Source organism: Streptomyces sp. NPDC001822, from assembly GCF_042892135.1.
Lineage (GTDB): Bacteria > Actinomycetota > Actinomycetes > Streptomycetales > Streptomycetaceae > Streptomyces.
The window spans coordinates 85,462-103,579 of sequence record NZ_JBIATW010000018.1 but is presented as its reverse complement, the minus strand read 5'-3'; the positions used below and the strand labels follow the sequence as shown (position 1 = coordinate 103,579).

Sequence of the window (18,118 nt, the reverse complement as noted above, 5' to 3'; positions counted from 1 at the left end):
GCGGTGCGGCGACCGGCATCGGCGATGGAAATGGTCACGGAACCGGTCACGGAAACAGCGACGGGGGACATCGCGTGGATGCGGAGCGGTTGATCGAGGCGGGCCGGAGGGCCCTGGCGGACAGCACGGACGTGCCCGCCGTCATGGCGGAGGCCTGGCAGGCTCAGGCGCTCGCCCGGGCGGTGGGCGGACACCTGGCCCGCTGCGGGCCCGCGGAGGTGCGGACCGAGGCGGGCGAGCTCAGTGACACCGGCGCCCCGGCCGGCCCGGTGTCCGACCACCCCGTGGTCGCCGCCGGGGGCGTGCGCGGGGCGCACCTCACCGAAGTGGCTGATGTCGCGGGGACGTTGGCCGCCCTCGCGCACTACCTCGGCGAGGTGGGCATCGCGCTGGTGGGCGTCGCCTGCGGGACGGACGAGGAGGGGCTCTACTGGCAGTGCATCGAGGCCATAGACGCAGCCGACGAGTCGGTCGACCGTGTGCACGGAATGCTGCGACGGCTCGCCGACCACGAGAGAGAGCGGGAGCCGGGCGGTGAGCGCGACGGTCCGTACGGGGTGATCCGGGGGCCCGCGGACCCGGTGGCCGGCCGGCCGTGACGGGTGCCCCGGCGGGTCACCGGTGCTCCGGTCAGGCAGGGCACGGGAGGCGGACGCGCAGGTCCGGAAGGTGCAGGATGGAGGCATGGATCTTCGAATCTTCACCGAGCCCCAGCAAGGGGCGAGCTATGACACCCTGCTCACCGTCGCCAAGGCCGCCGAGGACCTCGGCTTCGACGCCTTCTACCGGTCCGACCACTACCTGCGCATGGGGTCCGGCGACGGCCTGCCCGGACCGACGGACGCCTGGATCACCCTGGCCGGACTGGCGCGCGAGACCAAGCGGATCCGCCTGGGCACCCTCATGACGGCCGGCACCTTCCGCCTGCCCGGCGTGCTTGCCATCCAGGTCGCCCAGGTCGACCAGATGTCCGGCGGCCGCGTCGAGCTGGGCCTCGGCGCGGGCTGGTTCGAGGAGGAGCACAAGGCCTACGGCATCCCCTTCCCCAAGGAGAAGTTCGGCCGGCTGGAGGAGCAGCTGGCCATCGTCACGGGCCTGTGGGGGACGGAGACCGGCAAGACGTTCAGCTACGACGGGACGTACTACCAGCTGACCGACTCGCCCGCGCTGCCGAAGCCCGCCCAGGCGAAGATCCCGGTGCTGATCGGCGGCCACGGCGCGGTCCGTACGCCCCGCCTCGCCGCACGGTACGCCGACGAGTTCAACATCCCGTTCGCCTCCCTGGAGGACAGCGAGAAGCAGTTCGGCCGGGTCCGGGACGCGGCCGTCGCCGCCGGCCGTGCGCCCGACGACCTGGTGTACTCCAACGCCCTGGTGGTCTGCGTCGGCAAGGACGACGCGGAGGTGGCACGGCGGGCGTCCGCCATCGGACGTGACGTCGAGGAGATCAAGGCGAACGGACTGGCGGGCTCGCCCGACGAGGTCGTCGACAAGATCGGCCGCTTCGCCGCGATCGGCGCCTCCCGGATCTATCTCCAGGTGCTGGACCTGGACGACCTGGACCACCTGGAACTGATCGCGTCGCAGGTCCAGTCGCAGCTGCGCTGACGCCTCCGGGCGCATCAGGGCGCGGCACGGCGCGGCCAGCCGTCGGCCGGAGACCGGCCGACGGAACCACCAGAGCGAGGAGCGGCCGTGAACACCGTCCGGACACCGGAGGTTCCGTCGCGCCGTCCCCTCGGCGAGGCACTCGCCGAGGGGACCGTCCTCCTCGACGGCGGCCTCTCCAACCAGTTGGAGGCGCAGGGCTGCGACCTGTCCGACGCGCTGTGGTCGGCCCGGCTCCTCGCCGACGCACCTCAGCAGATCGAGGCGGCCCACACGGCCTATGCGCGGGCGGGGGCGCAGGTGCTGATCACCGCCAGCTACCAGGCCACGTTCGAGGGGTTCGGCAGGCGGGGGATCGGCCGGGCACGGGCCGCCGAGCTGATGGCCGGGAGCGTGGAGTCGGCGCGCCGCGCGGGCGCGGTGACCGGACGGGACCAGTGGGTCGCGGCCTCGATCGGGCCGTACGGCGCGATGCTCGCGGACGGCAGCGAGTACCGCGGCGGGTACGGGCTGACCGTCCGCGAGCTGGAGCGCTTCCACCGCCCCCGGGCGGAGACACTGGCTGAGGCGGGTCCCGACGTGCTGGCCCTGGAGACGGTGCCCGACATCGACGAGGCCGAGGCGCTGCTGCGGGTGGTCCAGGACCTCGGGGTGCCGGCGTGGCTGTCGTACAGCGTCGTCGGCGGCAGGACCAGGGCCGGACAGCCCCTGGAGGATGCCTTCGGCCTCGTCGCGGGCGTGGACCAGGTGGTCGCGGTCGGCGTCAACTGCTGCGACCCCGCCGACGTGGACGGTGCGGTGGAGGTGGCGGCCGCGACGGGCAAACCCGTGGTCGTGTACCCGAACAGCGGCGAGCGGTGGGACGCGACCGCCCGGCGATGGACCGGAGGCAGCACCTTCGCGACAGGCCGGGTGCGGGAGTGGCAGCGCGCGGGCGCGCGCCTGATCGGCGGCTGCTGCCGGGTGGGCCCGCGCGACATCGAGGAGCTGGTCGGGCGGGTGGTGCGGCCGGGAGCCTGAACGGCCCGGCTTCATCACGCGGGGGCGCCGTGCCGCACCATCAGGCAGTGCAGTGCAGTGCAGTGCAGTGCAGTGCCGTTCCGGGCAAGGGCGTGCAGTGCCATGCCGTGCCGGGCCCGGCCATCAGGCCTTGCTGTACCGGGCCATCGGCGTGGTGCCCCGGCAACGGCGAAGCAGTCGACCCGGCCGGGCGGACCTGCCGGGGACAGCTCCTGGGCGTTGCGCCGGGATCGTGCCAGCCACACGAGGAACAGCACGATCGCCAGAGCCATCAGACAGGCGAAGACCTGTGAGGCGGAGCCCGACGTGTGCGCGGGCGCGTCGGCGTGCAGGTCGCGATCCCGTACCGCTGCCGCGCGGAACACGTCCGCCACGGCGGCCGCGCCTATCGCAGCCTGCGCCGAACGGGCCAGGATCCAGGGCCTTTTGCGGGAGGTGTTCGTCACCATCTCTGTCTGTTCGGGAAGCGCCTGATGCCGCAGCGGATGCCGGGCGCGAAGATCATATGGTCAGTTCGCCGTGCGCGCGCAGCGACTTGAGCTCCCCGGCCGCGAGCCCCAGGGCCGACAGCGGACGGCCGGACGACGGGCACACGGTGGCCGCCGCAGGCAGACCTGGTCACGTGTCCGGGGAACTGCCCACACGATGCCGGGTACCGGACAGTCCTCGGCTGCGCGGCGCGTGCATGATGTCGGCAGCCGATGCGAGTGGAGGAGCGGGAATGGCCGAGGACCGCAAAGTGGATCTCGTTCACCTGACCGATGGGGAGAACAGTTTCAAGGTTCGTGTCCTGGGCCGCCGCATGCCCGGGGTATTGCCCTGGCACGACTTTCTCGATGTGGAATTCGTCGTGGCGAGCGCGTTCGTCCATGGACGTCTGGAAGCCTGTCTGGCGCCGACCGATCTGGACGGCTGGGCCCAGGTCTTGGGCGCGCTCGCCGCGGGGCGGAGCGCCACGTGGATGGACGACGGACACAATCCCGAGATCCGCTTCGAATCCTCCGGACGGGACGGGACGGGACGGGACGGGACGGGGTCGCGGTGGTCGTCGTGGAGGACGTGGCCGGATCGGGGGCATCGGTCCGTGTCCCGGTGCGCGTGGCCGGAGCATGGACCGATGAGCTCGAAGCACGGCTCGGGCACGTCCGGGCAGCCTGGCCTCAGGAGGTCGTGGAGACTGCCCCGGGCGCCTACGAGTGGCGACATGCTCGCGTGCGCCGACCGCACACGGGCGGTACGCCGGAAGCGGTGGGACGAGTGGTGTGACGCCGTCGCGGTGGCCACCGCCAAGGCGTGAACGGGTGCGGGATACCGGTGGCTTCGGTGGGCGTACTACCGTTCGAGAAGCGGAATGAGTAACTCTTGTTTGTCAGTGGTGGGTGAGATGATGAAAGGAAGTCGAGGAGAGGAGGAAATAGCATCGACACGCCACTACGCAAGCAGGCGAAGAAGTTGAAGGTGGGTGACCACCTGAGGCTTTGGAACGGCAGGACAGCCGAAATTCTCGTAATCGAGGAAGGGGTGAACCAGGACGGCAGGAAAGCGCTCGTCCTGCGTCTGTACAAGGAGAAGACTGTGATTGTTAAGCGGGAGACGATCGTGACCATGCACTACCCGTCACGGGGTAGGTAACCCTGTCATTCACCCGTGCCGGCGCCGTCGAACGGGACGGCGTCGGCGCTTCGCCGGGTTCACGCCGTCGGGGGGAGCCCGCATGTCCTGGTAATCCGCTGTCGCAACAGGCCCGCCGACACACATACTCGGTCATGTGTTCCTGACGATCTCAACCACTGGCGACGAGCAGCACCCGGCTACTGACCTGGGGTTCCTCCTCCACAAGCATCCCGACAAGGCCCAGACGTTCTCGACCTCCCACGGCACGGCCCACGTCTTCTACCCCGAGGCGTCACCGGAGCGGTGCACGGCCGCACTGCTGCTGGAGGTGGATCCGGTGGCTCTGGTCCGGCGGGGCAAGGGGAAGGGCCGGGGCGGAGCGCCCGACGCGGCGCTCGCGCAGTACGTCAACGACCGGCCGTACGCCGCGTCGTCGCTGCTTTCGGTCGCGATGACGACCGTGTTCAAGTCCGCGCTGAACGGGGCGTGCCGGGCGATGCCCGAACGCGTCGCGGAACCCCTCCCGCTGCGCATCGAGGTGCCCGCTCTCCCCGCACGCGGCGGGGCGGATCTGGTGCACAAGCTCTTCGCGCCGCTCGGCTGGACACGCGTGGAGGCCGTCACCGTACCGCTCGACGAGCAGTTCCCGGAGTGGGGCGACTCGCGTTATGTGAGCCTTGTACTGGAGGGGGAGTTCCGGCTCGCTGACGCACTGCGCCAGCTGTACGTCCTGCTGCCGGTGCTCGACGACGCCAAGCACTACTGGGTGGCGCCCGACGAGGTCGACAAACTGCTGCGGGCCGGTGAGGGCTGGCTGGCCGGGCACCCCGAGCAGAAGCTGATCACCAGCCGCTACCTCTCCCGGCGCTGGAGTCTCACTCGGCAGGCGACGGAGCGCCTGGAGCTGGTGCGGCTCGCCGAGTCCGACGACCTGGAGGTGGAGAGCGTCGACAACGCGGTGGACGAGACCACCGACACGGAGGAGCGTCCGGTGCCGCTCGCCGGGCAACGCCGTGCGGCGATCGTCGAGGCGCTGCGGGCCGCCGATGCGCGCCGGGTGCTCGACCTGGGCTGCGGGCAGGGCCAGCTGGTGCAGGAACTGCTCAAGGACGTGCGCTTCACGGAGATCGTGGGCGTCGACGTGTCGATGCGCGCGCTGACCGTCGCCGCACGACGGCTGAAGCTCGACCGGATGGGCGAGCGGCAGGCAGGTCGCGTCACCCTGCGACAGGGTGCTCTGACCTACACGGACAAGCAGTTGAAGGGCTACGACGCCGCTGTGCTCAGCGAGGTCGTCGAGCACCTCGACCTGCCACGGCTGCCTGCCCTGGAATACGCGGTGTTCGGCTCGGCCCGCCCGCGCACCGTGCTCGTCACCACGCCCAACGTGGAGTACAACGTCCGCTGGGAGACCCTCCCCGCCGGGCACGCGCGCCACAGCGACCACCGCTTCGAGTGGACCAGGGGTGAGTTCCGCGAGTGGGCGGGGCAGGTGGCCGCGCGCCACGGCTACACGGTGGAGTTCGTGCCCGTGGGGCCCGACGACCCCGAGGTGGGGCCGCCCACGCAGATGGCCGTCTTCACGATGGCCGGCTCGGACGGCCGCGCGCCGGACGGCACCGGCACGGACGCCCGGCTCACCGAGGAAGCCGGGCTCACCGAGGACGCCCGGCCCGCCGAGAGCCCGCTGACCGCCCCGGCATCCACCACCACCACCACCGCCGCCACCACCACGAAGGAGGAGAAGGCCGCATGACCAGCACCAGTACCTCTCGCACGTTGCCGGTGACCGACCTGTCCCTCGTCGTGCTCATCGGGGCCAGCGGTTCGGGCAAGTCGAGCTTCGCCCGCAAGCACTTCAAGCCGACCGAGATCGTCTCCTCGGACTTCTGCCGCGGACTCGTCGCCGACGACGAGAACGACCAGAGCGCCAGCGGGGACGCCTTCGACGTCCTGCACTACATCGTCGGTAAACGTCTGGCCGCCGGACGCCTCACCGTCGTCGACGCGACCAACGTCCAGTCCGAGAGCCGCAAGCAGCTCGTGCAGCTGGCTCGTCAGCACGACGTGCTGCCCATCGCCGTCGTCCTGGACATGCCCGAGGAGCTGTGTCTGGCGCGCAACGCCGGCCGGCCGGACCGCGCCGGCATGCCCCGTCACGTGGTCCAGCGCCACCGCCGGGAACTGCGCCGTTCGCTGCGGGGCCTGGAGCGTGAGGGCTTCCGCAAGGTGCACGTCCTGCGCACCGAGGAGGAGGCCGGCGCGGCCGAAGTGGTCCTGGAACGGCGCTACAACGACCTCCGCCACCTCACCGGCCCCTTCGACATCATCGGGGACATCCACGGCTGCAGTTCCGAGCTGGAGACACTGCTCGCCAAACTCGGTTACGCCGACGACGGAGCGCACCCCGAGGGGCGGACCGCCGTCTTCGTCGGTGACCTCGTCGACCGCGGCCCCGACAGCCCCGGAGTCCTGCGCCGGGTCATGGCCATGGTTGCGGCGGGCCAGGCGCTGTGTGTGCCGGGCAACCACGAGAACAAGCTCGGCCGCTATCTCAAGGGGCGCAAGGTCCAGCACAGCCACGGCCTCGCCGAGACCGTCGAGCAGCTGGAGCGGGAGGACGAAAAGGACCCCGAGTTCCGCGGGCGCGTGGCGGAGTTCATCGACGGACTGGTGAGCCACTACGTCCTGGACGAGGGAAAGCTCGTCGTCTGCCACGCCGGGCTGCCCGAGAAGTACCACGGGCGCACCTCCGGACGGGTCCGGTCGCACGCCCTGTACGGCGACACGACGGGCGAGACGGACGAGTTCGGTCTGCCCGTCCGCTACCCGTGGGCGGAGGACTACCGGGGCCGTGCGGCCGTGGTCTACGGCCACACCCCCGTCCCCACCACCTCCTGGGTCAACAACACGCTGTGCCTGGACACCGGAGCGGTGTTCGGGGGGAAGATGACCGCGCTGCGCTGGCCCGAGCGCGAGATCGTCGACGTACCGGCCGAGCGGGTCTGGTACGAGCCGGTGAAGCCGCTGATCATAGAGGCGCCCGGCGGGCGGGAGGGACGTCCGCTGGACCTCGCCGACGTGCAGGGGCGCCGTGCCGTCGAGACCCGCCACATGGGCCGCATCGCGGTGCGGGAGGAGAACGCCGCGGCGGCGCTGGAGGTCATGAGCCGGTTCGCCGTCGACCCGAGGCTCCTGACCTATCTGCCGCCGACGATGGCACCGACGGCCACCTCCCGCGAGGACGGCTATCTGGAGCACCCGGCGGAGGCGTTCGCGCAGTACCGCGCGGACGGGGTCGCCGAGGTCGTCTGCGAGGAGAAGCACATGGGCTCGCGCGCCGTCGCGCTGGTCTGCCGTGACGCCGACGCCGCCCGCGAGCGCTTCGGCACCGGGGACACTTCCCACGGCCCCGGTTCCGTGGGGAGCCCCACCGGTGCCCTGCACACCCGCACCGGGCGGCCCTTCCTGGACGACGAGGCACTGACCGAGGTCGTGCTCGGCAGGCTGCGCACCGCGATCGCCGCCGCCGGGCTGTGGGACGAGTGGAACACCGACTGGGTGGTGCTCGACGCCGAGCTGATGCCGTGGTCCCTCAAGGCGGCCGGGCTCCTCCGCTCGCAGTACGCGGCGGTGGGCGCGGCGGCCGGCGCGGCGCTGCCCGTCGCGGAGAAGGCCCTGGCCGCCGCGGCCGCACGCGGTGTGGACGTCGGCTCTCTCGCCGGCCGTCAGCGGGGCCGCGCCGAGGACGCCGCCGCCTTCACCGAGGCGTACCGCCGCTACTGCTGGAGCACCGAAGGGCTCGACGGGGTCCGCCTGGCGCCGTTCCAGATCCTCGCCGTGCAGGGCCGCTCGCTCGCCTCGGTGCCGCACGACCAGCAGCTGGCCTGGCTGGACCGCCTGGTCGAGCACGACCCGACGGGTCTGCTCCAGGTCACCCGGCGGCTCGTCGTCGACACGGGCGACGAGGAGTCCGTGCGTTCCGGCGTGGACTGGTGGCTGGAGATGACCGGCCGCGGCGGCGAGGGCATGGTCGTCAAGCCGCTCGGCGCCCTGGTCCGGGACGGCAAGGGCAGGCTGGTCCAGCCGGGCATCAAGGTGCGCGGCCGGGAGTACCTGCGGATCATCTACGGTCCCGAGTACACGCGGCCCGAGAACCTGGAGCGGCTGCGCTCGCGGTTCCTCGGCCACAAGCGCTCGCTGGCGCTGCGCGAGTACGCGCTCGGCCTCGAGGCGCTCGACCGGCTGGCCGAGGGGGAGCCCCTGTGGCGGGTCCACGAGGCCGTCTTCGCGGTGCTCGCCCTGGAGTCGGAGCCGGTGGACCCCCGGCTGTAGACGGTCGCGGCTGCAGACGGTCGCGTCCCCCACGGGCACCTCGCCGCCCGCGGGGGACGCGCTCCCGTTCCCCACGGGTGCGTACACCCGCCCCGGCGCACCGCGTCCGTATGAGGGGTGGCCCCTTGTCCTCCCCGGGGTCCGGGGTCAGCCGGTGATGCGCATCAGCGTGATGAGGTTGTCCCGGACCGTGAACACGAAGTGCGAGGGTCCGTTGAAGCCGTCGCCGCCGACCTGGGCCAGGACGGTGACGTCCTCGTCCCCGGGGCCGGCCGACACCTCCGTGACGTCGAGAGTGACCCGCGCGCCGATGAACTCCGCCTCGCTCCAGGCCCGCACCGCCTCCCAGCCGGTGAAGACCCGCCCCCAGTCGTCGACGGCGCCGTCCGGTGCGAAGGTCAGCAGCCAGGCGGCCGTGTCGTGGGCGTTGGCCGCGCCCAGGAACGCACCGACGACGGGCGGCAGCGGTGGGGTGGTCGGCATGGGGGAGTGCTCCTTCGGCGTGGGGGATACGGAGCCGTCGGCCGCGTCACCGGGGTCGCGGACGGGACGCCGGCCGTACGAGGGGCGTGACCGGGCTCCGCCCGGAGACCCCGGACGGGCGCGGTGTGCTGACGGAGCTCAGTCTCGGCTGCCGACGCGCCCGATGACGTCGTCGGCGCGCCGGGGCGGTCCCGTTCGCGCCCGGGCGGAATCGCGAACCGGCTGGCGGTTCGCGGGGTGAACGGCGCTCCGCGTGGTGAGGATGAAGACATGGGATTCCATGTCGACTCCGAGGCCGGGCGGCTGCGCCGCGTCATCCTGCACCGCCCCGATCTGGAACTGAAACGGCTCACACCCAGCAACAAGGACGCGCTGCTGTTCGACGACGTGCTGTGGGTGCGCCGTGCCCGTGAGGAGCACGACGGGTTCGCCGATGTGCTGCGCGACCGCGGGGTGGAGGTTCACCTCTTCGGTGATCTGCTCCGGGAGTCCCTCGACATCCCGGTGGCGCGCCGGCTCGTCCTCGACCGGGTCTTTGACGAGAAGGAGTACGGCCCGCTCGCCACCGAACACCTGCGTGCCGCCTTCGAGGAGCTGCCCGCCGCCGAGCTCGCGGAGGCCCTGATCGGCGGGATGACGAAACGGGAGTTCCTGGAGCGGCACGCCGAGCCGACCTCGGTCCGCTTCCACGTCATGCGGTTGGACGACTTCCTGCTGAGCCCCCTGCCGAACCACATCTTCACCAGGGACACATCGGCCTGGATCTACGACGGGGTGTCCATCAACGCGATGCGCTGGCCGGCCCGGCAGCGCGAGACCGTCCACTTCGAGGCGATCTACCGGCACCATCCGCTGTTCACCGGCCCCGAGGCGGGCGCGTTCCACCACTGGTCGGAGGGGCAGGACGACTATCCGTCGACCATCGAGGGCGGCGACGTGCTCGTCATCGGGCGGGGAGCCGTCCTGATCGGGATGAGCGAGCGCACCACCCCGCAGGCCGTGGAGATGCTGGCCAGAGGGCTCTTCGACGCGGGATCGGCCACGGCCATCGTGGCGCTGGACATGCCCAAGCGGCGGGCTTTCATGCACCTCGACACGGTGATGACGATGGTCGACGGGGACACGTTCACGAAGTACGCCGGTCTGGGGATGCTCCGCTCCTACACGATCGAGCCGGGCAGCGGCCCCCGCGAGCTGAAGGTCACCGACCATCCGCCCGAGCACATGCACCGCGCCATCGCCGCCGCGCTCGGCCTGGACGGGATCCGGGTGCTCACGGCCACCCAGGACGTGCACGCGGCCGAGCGGGAGCAGTGGGACGACGGGTGCAACGTGCTGGCCGTGGAGCCCGGGGTCGTCGTCGCGTACGAGCGGAACGCCACCACGAACACCTATCTGCGCAAGGAGGGCATCGAGGTCATCGAGATCCGCGGGAGCGAGCTGGGGCGGGGCCGGGGCGGCCCGCGCTGCATGAGCTGTCCGGTGGTCCGCGATCCCGTGTGAGGGGGCCGGGGCGGCCGGGGCGAGGAGGCGGTGAGGACGTACGACCCCTCCCGGACCTGTATAGCAATACGGTACCTCGTATAGACTTCCAGGATATTCGTCATACGCCCTCAGCCCGACCCAGGAGCAGTCACCATGGCCATAGACCTCACAGGCCGCCATTTCCTCAAGGAGCTGGACTTCACGGCCGAGGAGTTCCGCGGCCTGGTCGCCCTGGCGGCGGAGCTCAAGGCCGCCAAGAAGGCGGGCAGGGAGGTGCAGCGGCTCCTCGGCCGGAACATCGCCCTGATCTTCGAGAAGACCTCGACGCGCACCCGCTGCGCCTTCGAGGTGGCCGCGGCGGACCAGGGTGCCTCCACCACGTACCTCGACCCCTCCGGCTCGCAGATGGGGCACAAGGAGTCGGTGAAGGACACGGCCCGGGTGCTCGGCCGGATGTTCGACGGCATCGAGTACCGGGGGGACAGCCAGCAGGCCGTCGAGGAGCTCGCCGCGTACGGCGGCGTCCCGGTCTTCAACGGGCTCACGGACGACTGGCATCCCACCCAGATGCTCGCCGACGTCCTCACGATGACCGAGCACAGCGACCTGCCTCTGGAGCGGATCTCCTTCGCCTATCTCGGGGACGCCCGCTTCAACATGGGCAACTCCTATCTGATCACCGGCGCCCTGCTCGGCATGGACGTGCGGATCGTGGCGCCCGCCGCCTACTGGCCGGCGCAGGAGATCGTGGACCGGGCGTACGCGATCGCGGAGTCCAGCGGTGCACGCATCACCCTCACCGAGGACGTCGCCAAGGGTGTGCGGGGTGCCGGGTTCGTGGTCACGGACGTCTGGGTCTCCATGGGGGAGCCCAAGGAGGTCTGGGACGAGCGCATCGCCGCCCTCGCGCCGTACGCGGTGACGATGGACGTCCTGCGCGCCACCGGTGTCGACGACGTCAAGTTCATGCACTGCCTTCCGGCCTACCACGACCTCGGCACCAAGGTGGGCCGGGAGATCCACGCCCGCCACGGGCTGACGGAGCTGGAGGTCACCGAAGAGGTCTTCGAGTCCGAGCACTCGATCGTGTTCGACGAGGCCGAGAACCGGATGCACACGATCAAGGCTGTCCTCGTCGCGACGATGGCAGGCGGCGGGGCAGACGCGGAGAGCGCATGAAAATACGCCCGATTGGGTGAACATGCAGACAAGTGGCTACGATGGCGTCACTTGGTGGGGTTCGGGCTCGCACGCTCGAACCCCCTTTTTCGTGCGCCCGGCCGGAAGCACCGCGCACGCCCGAGCCCCCCACAGGCTCAGTTCCACGCTCCACCAGAGAAGAGAACCCTCCCCCCATGAGTCCCCACACCCACGCCCCGCGACGCCCTCCGTCCGGCTCGGGGGCGCGCATCAAAAGCCCCGCCCTGCTGCTCGCCGAGTCCGGAACCGATCTGGAGGGGCACGGCCTGCGGCGCACCATGGGGCTCTTCCAGCTCGTGTGCTTCGGGGTCGGCGCGATCGTCGGCACGGGGATCTTCGTCGGCCTGTCCGACAGTGTCGCCGAAGCGGGCCCCGCCGTCGTCGTCTCGTTCGTCCTCGCGGCGGTCACCTGCGTCTTCACCGCGTTCTCCTTCGCCGAGCTCGGCGGCGCCATCCCGGTCTCCGGAAGCTCGTACTCCTTCGCCTACGCCACGCTGGGGGAGCGCGTCGCGTTCCTCGTGGGCTGGTGCCTGCTCCTGGAGTACGGCGTCTCGGTCTCCGCGGTCGCGGTGGGGTGGAGCCAGTACGTCAACGAACTGCTGGACAGCCTCACCGGCTGGAGCCTGCCGGCCGCGCTCTCGTCGGGACCGGCGGACGGCGGTGTGGTGAACCTGCCGGCGGTCGTCGTGATCATGATGGCCGCCGCCCTGCTGGTGCGCGGCATCCGTGAGAGCGCGGGCGCGACGGCGGCGATGGCGGTGCTGAAGATCGGCATCCTCGTCGCGTTCTGCGCGATCGCCTTCACCGCCTTCGAGGACGGCAACCTCTCGCCCTTCGCCTCCCACGGCACGGCCGGGGTCACCGCCGGTGCCTCCGTGGCGTTCTTCTCGTACATCGGCTTCGATGCCATCACCACCGCGGGTGAAGAGGTCAAGGACCCGCGCAGGAACATCCCGATCGCGATCATGATCTGCATCGGCGTGGTCACGCTGCTCTACTGCGCCGTCGCGCTCGGGGCCATCGGCGCGCTGGGCGCGGACGCCGTCGGGGACAAGCCCGCCGCGCTGTCACTGGTGGTCGATCAGGTCACCGGATCGGACGTCGGCGGCGGGATCATCGCCTTCGGCGCGGTCGTCGCCATCGCCTCCGTCGTCCTCGCGGTGATGTACGGGCAGACCCGGATCCTGATGTCCATGTCCCGCGACGGCCTCGTCCCCAGGGTCTTCGAGCGGGTGTCGCCCAGAACGCACACGCCGGTCGCCAACACGTGGATCGTGGCGGTCGTCTTCGCGGTCCCGGCGGCGTTCTCGTCCCTCGACGTCGTCGTGAACCTGACGACCATCGGCACGCTCGCCACCATGGCGGTCGTCAACGTCGCCGTCATCGCGCTGCGCCGCCGCAACCCCGGGCTGAAGCGGTCCTTCCGGGTGCCGCTCTACCCGCTCAGCCCCGTCCTGGGCGTCGGCTTCTGCGTGTACCTGATGTACGGGACCGGCTGGGGGACCTGGGTGCAGTTCGTGGTCTTCGTGGCCGTCGGCGCGCTGGTGTACGCGGTGTACGGCCGCGGCCGCTCCCGGCTGGTCAGCCCCGGGTGGCCCGGGGCTGACCAGCCGGCGGAGGCGGGCCCGACGGAAGGGTGAACCAGACGGCCTTGCCGTGCGGCGTCGGGCGGTGGCCGCAGGCGGAGCTGAGGGCGCGTATCAGCAGAAGGCCGCGGCCGTGCTCCTGCCACGGGTCCTGGGTGCTGCCGGGCAGCAGGCCGGAGAGATCGCCGGGCGGCCCGGGGTCGTGGTCGTGGACCTCCACCTGGCAGCCCGACGCCAGGAGCTCGACGACCAGCTCGATCGGACCCGAGCCGTCGGTGTGCTCGACGGCGTTGGCGACCAGCTCGGCGGTCAGCAGCTCGGCCGTGTCGCTGTCCGCGGGCCCGTCGAGGTCCGCCAGTGCCGTGCGCACGAGGGCGCGGGCTATCGGCACGGCGGCCGTGGAGTGCGGCAGGGCGATTCGCCAGGAGGCGGGCGAGGGCGCGGGGGCGTCGGACGGCAAGGCGGGGATCCGTTCGGGAGCGAGACTTCCGGCGGGGACTCGTGTTCCGGACTGCTGTGACCGGGGGGACGACGTCGTCCGGCACCGAAGGGTACGGAGGCCCGTACCAGGACGTGCTGCGCTCAACCATACGAAGTGCGACGGCCCAGACATAGAGGCTGCCGACCGGCACAAAGGGGACTTTCGCCACACTCGCCCCATCCGGAGTCCCCTTGCCGAGGAGTATCGCGTACTCATGACGGAAGTCACGGATGAGTGATAACTTCGAAGCGGATCAGCAGCAGCCCGACGGCTGGAGGGGATCTCCCATGAGTCCGTTCACCGGCTCCGTCCCGCATACGGAGCGCTGGCGGCATCTGAGCGTCACGACGCACGACGGGGTGGCGACCGTCACGCTCGCCCGCCCCGAGAAGCTCAACGCGCTCACCTTCGGGGCCTACGCCGACCTCCGCGACCTGCTCGCCGAGCTCTCCCGGGAACGCTCCGTGCGCGCCCTCGTGCTCGCCGGGGAAGGACGCGGCTTCTGCTCCGGCGGTGACGTCGACGAGATCATCGGCGCCACACTCGCCATGGACACCGCGCAGCTCCTGGACTTCAACCGGATGACCGGGCAGGTCGTGCGCGCGCTGCGGGAGTGCCCCTTCCCCGTGATCGCCGCCGTGCACGGAGTGGCCGCGGGTGCCGGAGCGGTCCTCGCCCTCGCCGCGGACTTCCGGATCGCCGACCCCTCCGCCCGCTTCGCCTTCCTGTTCACCGCCGTGGGACTGTCCGGCGGTGACATGGGAGCCGCCTACCTCCTGCCGCGCGTCGTCGGCCTCGGCCACGCCACCCGGATCCTGATGCTCGGCGAGCCCGTCCGCGCGCCCGAGGCGGAGCGCATCGGGCTGATCAGCGAGCTGACGGCCGAGGGGGACACCGGCGCCCGCGCCGAGGCGCTGGCCCGGCGGCTCGCGGACGGACCCGCGCTCGCGCTCGCCCAGACGAAGGCCCTGCTCACGGCGGAACTCGACATGCCGCTCGCCGCGGCCGTCGAGATGGACGCCGCGACCCAGGCGCTCCTGATGCACGGGGAGGACTACGCCGAGTTCCATGCCGCCTTCACCGAGAAGCGGCCTCCGAAGTGGCAGGGCAGGTAGCCCGATGACCACCTCGGACACGAGGCGGATCGCGGTCATCGGCGGCGGGCCCGGCGGGCTCTACGCGGCCGCGCTCCTCAAACGGCTCGGCCCCGGCCGGGAGGTCAGCGTCTGGGAACGCAACGCCCCCGACGACACCTTCGGCTTCGGTGTGGTCCTCTCCGACGAGACCCTCGGCGGCATCGAACACGCCGACCCCGTCGTGTACCGCGCGCTGAGCGACGCGTTCGTCCGCTGGGACACCATCGACGTCGTGCACCGCGGCACCGTCCAGACCTCCGGCGGCCACGGCTTCGCTGCCCTCGGCCGCCGTACGCTGCTGCGCATCCTGCACGAGCGGTGCGCGTCCCTCGGCGTCCGGCTCCGCTTCCGGTCGCCCGCCCCGCCGGCCGCCGAACTCGCCGCTCAATACGACCTGGTCATCGCCGCCGACGGGGTGCACAGCGCGACCCGTGCCGCCCACGCCCTCCACTTCCGCCCGACGGTCACCACGCACCGCAACCGCTACATCTGGCTGGCCGCTGACTTCGCGTTCGACGCGTTCCGTTTCGAGATCGCCGAGACCGAGTACGGCGTGATGCAGCTGCACGCCTACCCCTTCTCCCGCCCGTCCCCCGGCCGGCTCCCCGGAGCACCCGGGGAATCCGGCGCCTCCACCGTCATCGTCGAGATGCGCGAGGAGGTCTGGCGTGCGGCGGGCCTCGACACCTGTGACACCGCCGAATCCGCCGCCCGCTGCGCCAAGGTCTTCGCCGACGCGCTGGACGGCCGGCCGCTGCGCTCCAACCGCTCCTCCTGGCTCACCTTCGCCACGGTGAGCAACGCACGCTGGTCGCACGCCAACACGGTCCTCCTCGGCGACGCCGCCCACACCGCGCACTTCTCCATCGGCTCCGGCACCAAGCTGGCCGTCGAGGACGCTCTCGCCCTCGCCGCCTGCGTCGACGAACATCCGGCCCTTCCCGACGCCCTCGCCGCCTATGAGGAGGAGCGCCGCCCCGTCGTGCAGTCCACCCAGCGCGCCGCCGCCGCCAGCCTCCGCTGGTTCGAGGAACTCCCGCAGTACGTGGACCAGGAGCCCCGCCGCTTCGCCTTCAACCTCCTCACCCGCAGCCGCCGCGTCACCCACGACAACCTGCGTCTGCGCGACGCCGGGTTCACCGGAGCCGTCGAGGAGGAGTTCGGCTGCGCCCCGGGCGTCCCGCCCATGTTCACCCCGCTGCGGCTGCGCGGACTCGAACTCCGCAACCGCGTCGTCGTCTCACCCATGGACATGTACTCGGCCGTCGACGGCGTCCCGGGCGACTTCCACCTCGTCCACCTCGGCGCCCGCGCGCTCGGCGGCGCCGGACTGGTCATGACCGAGATGACCTGCACGAGTCCGGAGGGCCGCATCACCCCCGGCTGCGCCGGCCTGTGGACCGACGAACAGGCGGACGCCTGGGCCCGGATCACGCGTTTCGTCCACGACTCCGCCCCCGGCGCCGCGATCGGCGTCCAGCTGGGTCACTCCGGCCGCAAGGGTTCCACCCGGCTCATGTGGGACGGCATCGACCAGCCGCTGGAGGAGGGGAACTGGCCGCTCAGCGCCGCCTCGGCCCTGCCGTACACCCCCGGTGTCAGCCAGGTGCCGCAGGCGCTGGACGGCGCCGGACTGGCGGCGATCCGGGACGAGTTCACCGATGCCGCCGGGCGGGCCGCCCGCAGCGGCTTCGATCTGCTCGAACTGCACTGCGCCCACGGCTACCTCCTCTCCGGCTTCCTGTCCCCGCTCACCAACCGGCGCACCGACGCCTACGGCGGCTCGCTGGAGAACCGCCTCCGCTTCCCCCTGGAGGTCTTCGACGCGGTCCGCTCCGTGTGGCCCGCCGACCGGCCCATGACCGTACGCGTCTCCGCCACGGACTGGGCGGACGGCGGCATGAGCGACGACGACGCCGTGGCCGTCGCCCGTGCCTTCGCCGAGCACGGGGCGGACGCCATCGACGTCTCCACCGGCCAGGTCGTACCCGGCGAACGCCCCGAGTACGGCCGCTCCTACCAGACCCCGTACGCCGACCGGATCCGCAACGCCCTCGGCGTACCCGTCATCGCCGTCGGTGCCATCTCCTCCTGGGACGACGTCAACTCGCTGCTCCTCGCCGGGCGCGCCGACCTCTGCGCCCTGGCACGGCCCCACCTGTACGACCCGCACTGGACCCTGCACGCCGCCGCCGAGCAGGGGTACACGGGGCCCGGGGCCACCTGGCCGCTCCCGTACCGCGCGGGCAGCCGCACCCCTCCGACCGGCCGCACCGACGCCCCCAAGCCCCGGCTCACCCTGGGCTGACGGCCTCCGGTGCGTGCCGCCGGGCCGTCATTCCGGCTCCGCCGTGATCAGCAGGCGGTCGGAGACCGCCTCGTAACCGATGCGCCGGTACAGCCCGTTGCTCGTCGGATTCGCGAGATCCGTGAAGAGCAGCACCTCGCGGACGCCCCTCTCCCGAGCGGCGCGCCCGACGTCCGCCGTGACAGCCGCCGCGAATCCGTTCCCACGGTGCTCCGGCGGTGTGTAGACGTACGACACGCGCACCGTGCCCGCGACGTTGTGCGAGACACCGGCCAGCGACACCGGTACGCCGCCGGCCTCCCAGAGCGTCATCCCGCCGCGCGCCGTGGCCGCGTCCACGATCCGCGCCGCCTGGTCACCGGGCTGCCCGGTCTCCTCGCCGAAGGCTCCGAGCCACTCGACCAGCAGTGCACGGTCGGCGGCCGTGGCCGTCCTCGGCGCGCCCGCCGGAGCGGGGGAGGGCGGCACCGGGGTGCCCAGCCGGTACAGCCGGTGCTCCTTGTCCACGTGGTGCCGGGGCCAGCGAGCGGCCAGCAGCCGGGCCGTGTCCCGGTCGGCGTTGATGCCGGGCAGCGGCAGCGCGCCGGGCAGCGCGGCGACCGCTTCCGGGGCCGCCGTGCCCAGGACGGGGAGGAACGGAGGCGTCCGCACCAGGGCCCCGTCCACGACGCCGTCCGGCCCGCGCCACCAGCCCAGCAACGGCACCCCGGAGCCGTAGGCGTGAGGCCCCTGGTCGCGCAGGGTGGCGGTGATCGTCAGTACGAGGGTGTTGGCGGCCGGCCGGGCGGCCAGCGACGCTCCGGCGGCGTCCAGGAAGACGCCGACGTCGTCGGTGAAGGTCCAGGTCATGCCCCATCGTGTC

15 protein-coding genes and 1 pseudogene are annotated in these 18,118 nt (G+C 71.8%); 12 read left to right on the top strand and 4 right to left on the bottom strand.

Translation table 11 applies throughout. The features are described from left to right. Positions 1-74 precede the first annotated feature (74 nt). The 3 genes from ACFYY2_RS30890 to mmuM all read left to right on the top strand — a co-directional run bounded on the left by ACFYY2_RS30890 (position 75) and on the right by mmuM (position 2,628). The gene (locus ACFYY2_RS30890; protein WP_388749106.1) at positions 75-599 is read left to right on the top strand and encodes a DUF6099 family protein; all 525 of its coding nucleotides are present in this window, start codon (positions 75-77) and stop codon (positions 597-599) included. 85 nt (positions 600-684) lie between these two features. Then, entirely contained in the window at positions 685-1,608 is a 924-nt protein-coding gene (locus tag ACFYY2_RS30885; protein ID WP_388749104.1) for an LLM class F420-dependent oxidoreductase, read from the top strand. An 87-nt stretch (positions 1,609-1,695) separates the two neighbouring features. Further along, positions 1,696-2,628: a homocysteine S-methyltransferase gene (mmuM, locus tag ACFYY2_RS30880; RefSeq protein ID WP_388749102.1), complete on the top strand. Its 933-nt coding sequence runs from the start codon at positions 1,696-1,698 to the stop codon at positions 2,626-2,628. A 14-nt stretch (positions 2,629-2,642) separates the two neighbouring features. On the opposite strand, the gene ACFYY2_RS30875 is transcribed toward mmuM, so the two are convergent. Beyond that, the gene (locus ACFYY2_RS30875; RefSeq protein WP_388749100.1) at positions 2,643-3,077 is read right to left on the bottom strand and encodes a hypothetical protein; all 435 of its coding nucleotides are present in this window, start codon (positions 3,075-3,077) and stop codon (positions 2,643-2,645) included. Between the two features lie 56 nt (positions 3,078-3,133). On the opposite strand from ACFYY2_RS30875, the pseudogene ACFYY2_RS30870 reads away from it, so the two are divergent. The 4 genes and pseudogenes from ACFYY2_RS30870 to ACFYY2_RS30855 all read left to right on the top strand — a co-directional run. Next, positions 3,134-3,580, top strand: a pseudogene (locus ACFYY2_RS30870) (DUF5959 family protein); the annotation flags it as partial. A 5-nt stretch (positions 3,581-3,585) separates the two neighbouring features. Further along, complete coding sequence (locus ACFYY2_RS30865) at positions 3,586-3,894, top strand: DUF5959 family protein (RefSeq protein WP_388749098.1); 309 nt, start codon at positions 3,586-3,588, stop codon at positions 3,892-3,894. Between the two features lie 502 nt (positions 3,895-4,396). Next, entirely contained in the window at positions 4,397-5,998 is a 1,602-nt protein-coding gene (locus tag ACFYY2_RS30860) for a 3' terminal RNA ribose 2'-O-methyltransferase Hen1 (RefSeq protein ID WP_388749096.1), read from the top strand. Further along, positions 5,995-8,577: a polynucleotide kinase-phosphatase gene (locus ACFYY2_RS30855; protein ID WP_388749094.1), complete on the top strand. Its 2,583-nt coding sequence runs from the start codon at positions 5,995-5,997 to the stop codon at positions 8,575-8,577. The genes ACFYY2_RS30860 and ACFYY2_RS30855 overlap by 4 nt, the downstream gene beginning before the upstream one ends. A gap of 147 nt (positions 8,578-8,724) precedes the next feature. Here ACFYY2_RS30855 and ACFYY2_RS30850 read toward each other — a convergent pair whose 3' ends face one another. Beyond that, positions 8,725-9,060: a nuclear transport factor 2 family protein gene (locus ACFYY2_RS30850; RefSeq protein ID WP_388749092.1), complete on the bottom strand. Its 336-nt coding sequence runs from the start codon at positions 9,058-9,060 to the stop codon at positions 8,725-8,727. Positions 9,061-9,330: 270 nt separating this feature from the next. On the opposite strand from ACFYY2_RS30850, the gene ACFYY2_RS30845 reads away from it, so the two are divergent. The 3 genes from ACFYY2_RS30845 to ACFYY2_RS30835 all read left to right on the top strand — a co-directional run bounded on the left by ACFYY2_RS30845 (position 9,331) and on the right by ACFYY2_RS30835 (position 13,385). Then, complete coding sequence (locus tag ACFYY2_RS30845) at positions 9,331-10,563, top strand: arginine deiminase (RefSeq protein WP_388749090.1); 1,233 nt, start codon at positions 9,331-9,333, stop codon at positions 10,561-10,563. Between the two features lie 135 nt (positions 10,564-10,698). Then, complete coding sequence (gene argF / locus ACFYY2_RS30840) at positions 10,699-11,724, top strand: ornithine carbamoyltransferase (RefSeq protein ID WP_388749088.1); 1,026 nt, start codon at positions 10,699-10,701, stop codon at positions 11,722-11,724. 176 nt (positions 11,725-11,900) lie between these two features. Next, positions 11,901-13,385 (top strand): amino acid permease, encoded by a 1,485-nt coding sequence (locus ACFYY2_RS30835; protein WP_388749086.1) that lies wholly within the window; start codon positions 11,901-11,903, stop codon positions 13,383-13,385. Here ACFYY2_RS30835 and ACFYY2_RS30830 read toward each other — a convergent pair. After that, on the bottom strand, positions 13,327-13,791 hold the full coding sequence (locus ACFYY2_RS30830; protein ID WP_388749084.1) for an ATP-binding protein: 465 nt from the start codon (positions 13,789-13,791) through the stop codon (positions 13,327-13,329). The two genes, ACFYY2_RS30835 and ACFYY2_RS30830, sit on opposite strands and share 59 nt — an antisense overlap. 308 nt (positions 13,792-14,099) lie before the next feature. On the opposite strand from ACFYY2_RS30830, the gene ACFYY2_RS30825 reads away from it, so the two are divergent. Next, positions 14,100-14,927 (top strand): enoyl-CoA hydratase family protein, encoded by an 828-nt coding sequence (locus ACFYY2_RS30825; protein WP_388749082.1) that lies wholly within the window; start codon positions 14,100-14,102, stop codon positions 14,925-14,927. Between the two features lie 4 nt (positions 14,928-14,931). After that, a complete protein-coding gene (locus ACFYY2_RS30820) occupies positions 14,932-17,256 on the top strand; it encodes a bifunctional salicylyl-CoA 5-hydroxylase/oxidoreductase (RefSeq protein ID WP_388749080.1) in 2,325 nt (774 codons plus the stop codon). Positions 17,257-17,283: 27 nt separating this feature from the next. Here the strand turns inward: ACFYY2_RS30820 and ACFYY2_RS30815 are convergent, their stop codons facing one another. Further along, a complete protein-coding gene (locus ACFYY2_RS30815; RefSeq protein WP_388749078.1) occupies positions 17,284-18,105 on the bottom strand; it encodes a GNAT family N-acetyltransferase in 822 nt (273 codons plus the stop codon). Positions 18,106-18,118: the final 13 nt, after the last annotated feature.

What these genes read in the sequence shown, in the direction of transcription:
- ACFYY2_RS30885 (WP_388749104.1), top strand. Translation starts at nt 685, where the DNA reads ATGGATCTTCGAATCTTCACCGAGCCCCAGCAAGGGGCGAGCTATGAC.
- ACFYY2_RS30875 (WP_388749100.1), bottom strand. Translation starts at nt 3,077, where the DNA reads ATGGTGACGAACACCTCCCGCAAAAGGCCCTGGATCCTGGCCCGTTCG.
- ACFYY2_RS30855 (WP_388749094.1), top strand. Translation starts at nt 5,995, where the DNA reads ATGACCAGCACCAGTACCTCTCGCACGTTGCCGGTGACCGACCTGTCC.
- ACFYY2_RS30850 (WP_388749092.1), bottom strand. Translation starts at nt 9,060, where the DNA reads ATGCCGACCACCCCACCGCTGCCGCCCGTCGTCGGTGCGTTCCTGGGC.
- ACFYY2_RS30845 (WP_388749090.1), top strand. Translation starts at nt 9,331, where the DNA reads ATGGGATTCCATGTCGACTCCGAGGCCGGGCGGCTGCGCCGCGTCATC.
- argF (WP_388749088.1), top strand. Translation starts at nt 10,699, where the DNA reads ATGGCCATAGACCTCACAGGCCGCCATTTCCTCAAGGAGCTGGACTTC.
- ACFYY2_RS30835 (WP_388749086.1), top strand. Translation starts at nt 11,901, where the DNA reads ATGAGTCCCCACACCCACGCCCCGCGACGCCCTCCGTCCGGCTCGGGG.
- ACFYY2_RS30825 (WP_388749082.1), top strand. Translation starts at nt 14,100, where the DNA reads ATGAGTCCGTTCACCGGCTCCGTCCCGCATACGGAGCGCTGGCGGCAT.
- ACFYY2_RS30820 (WP_388749080.1), top strand. Translation starts at nt 14,932, where the DNA reads ATGACCACCTCGGACACGAGGCGGATCGCGGTCATCGGCGGCGGGCCC.
- ACFYY2_RS30815 (WP_388749078.1), bottom strand. Translation starts at nt 18,105, where the DNA reads ATGACCTGGACCTTCACCGACGACGTCGGCGTCTTCCTGGACGCCGCC.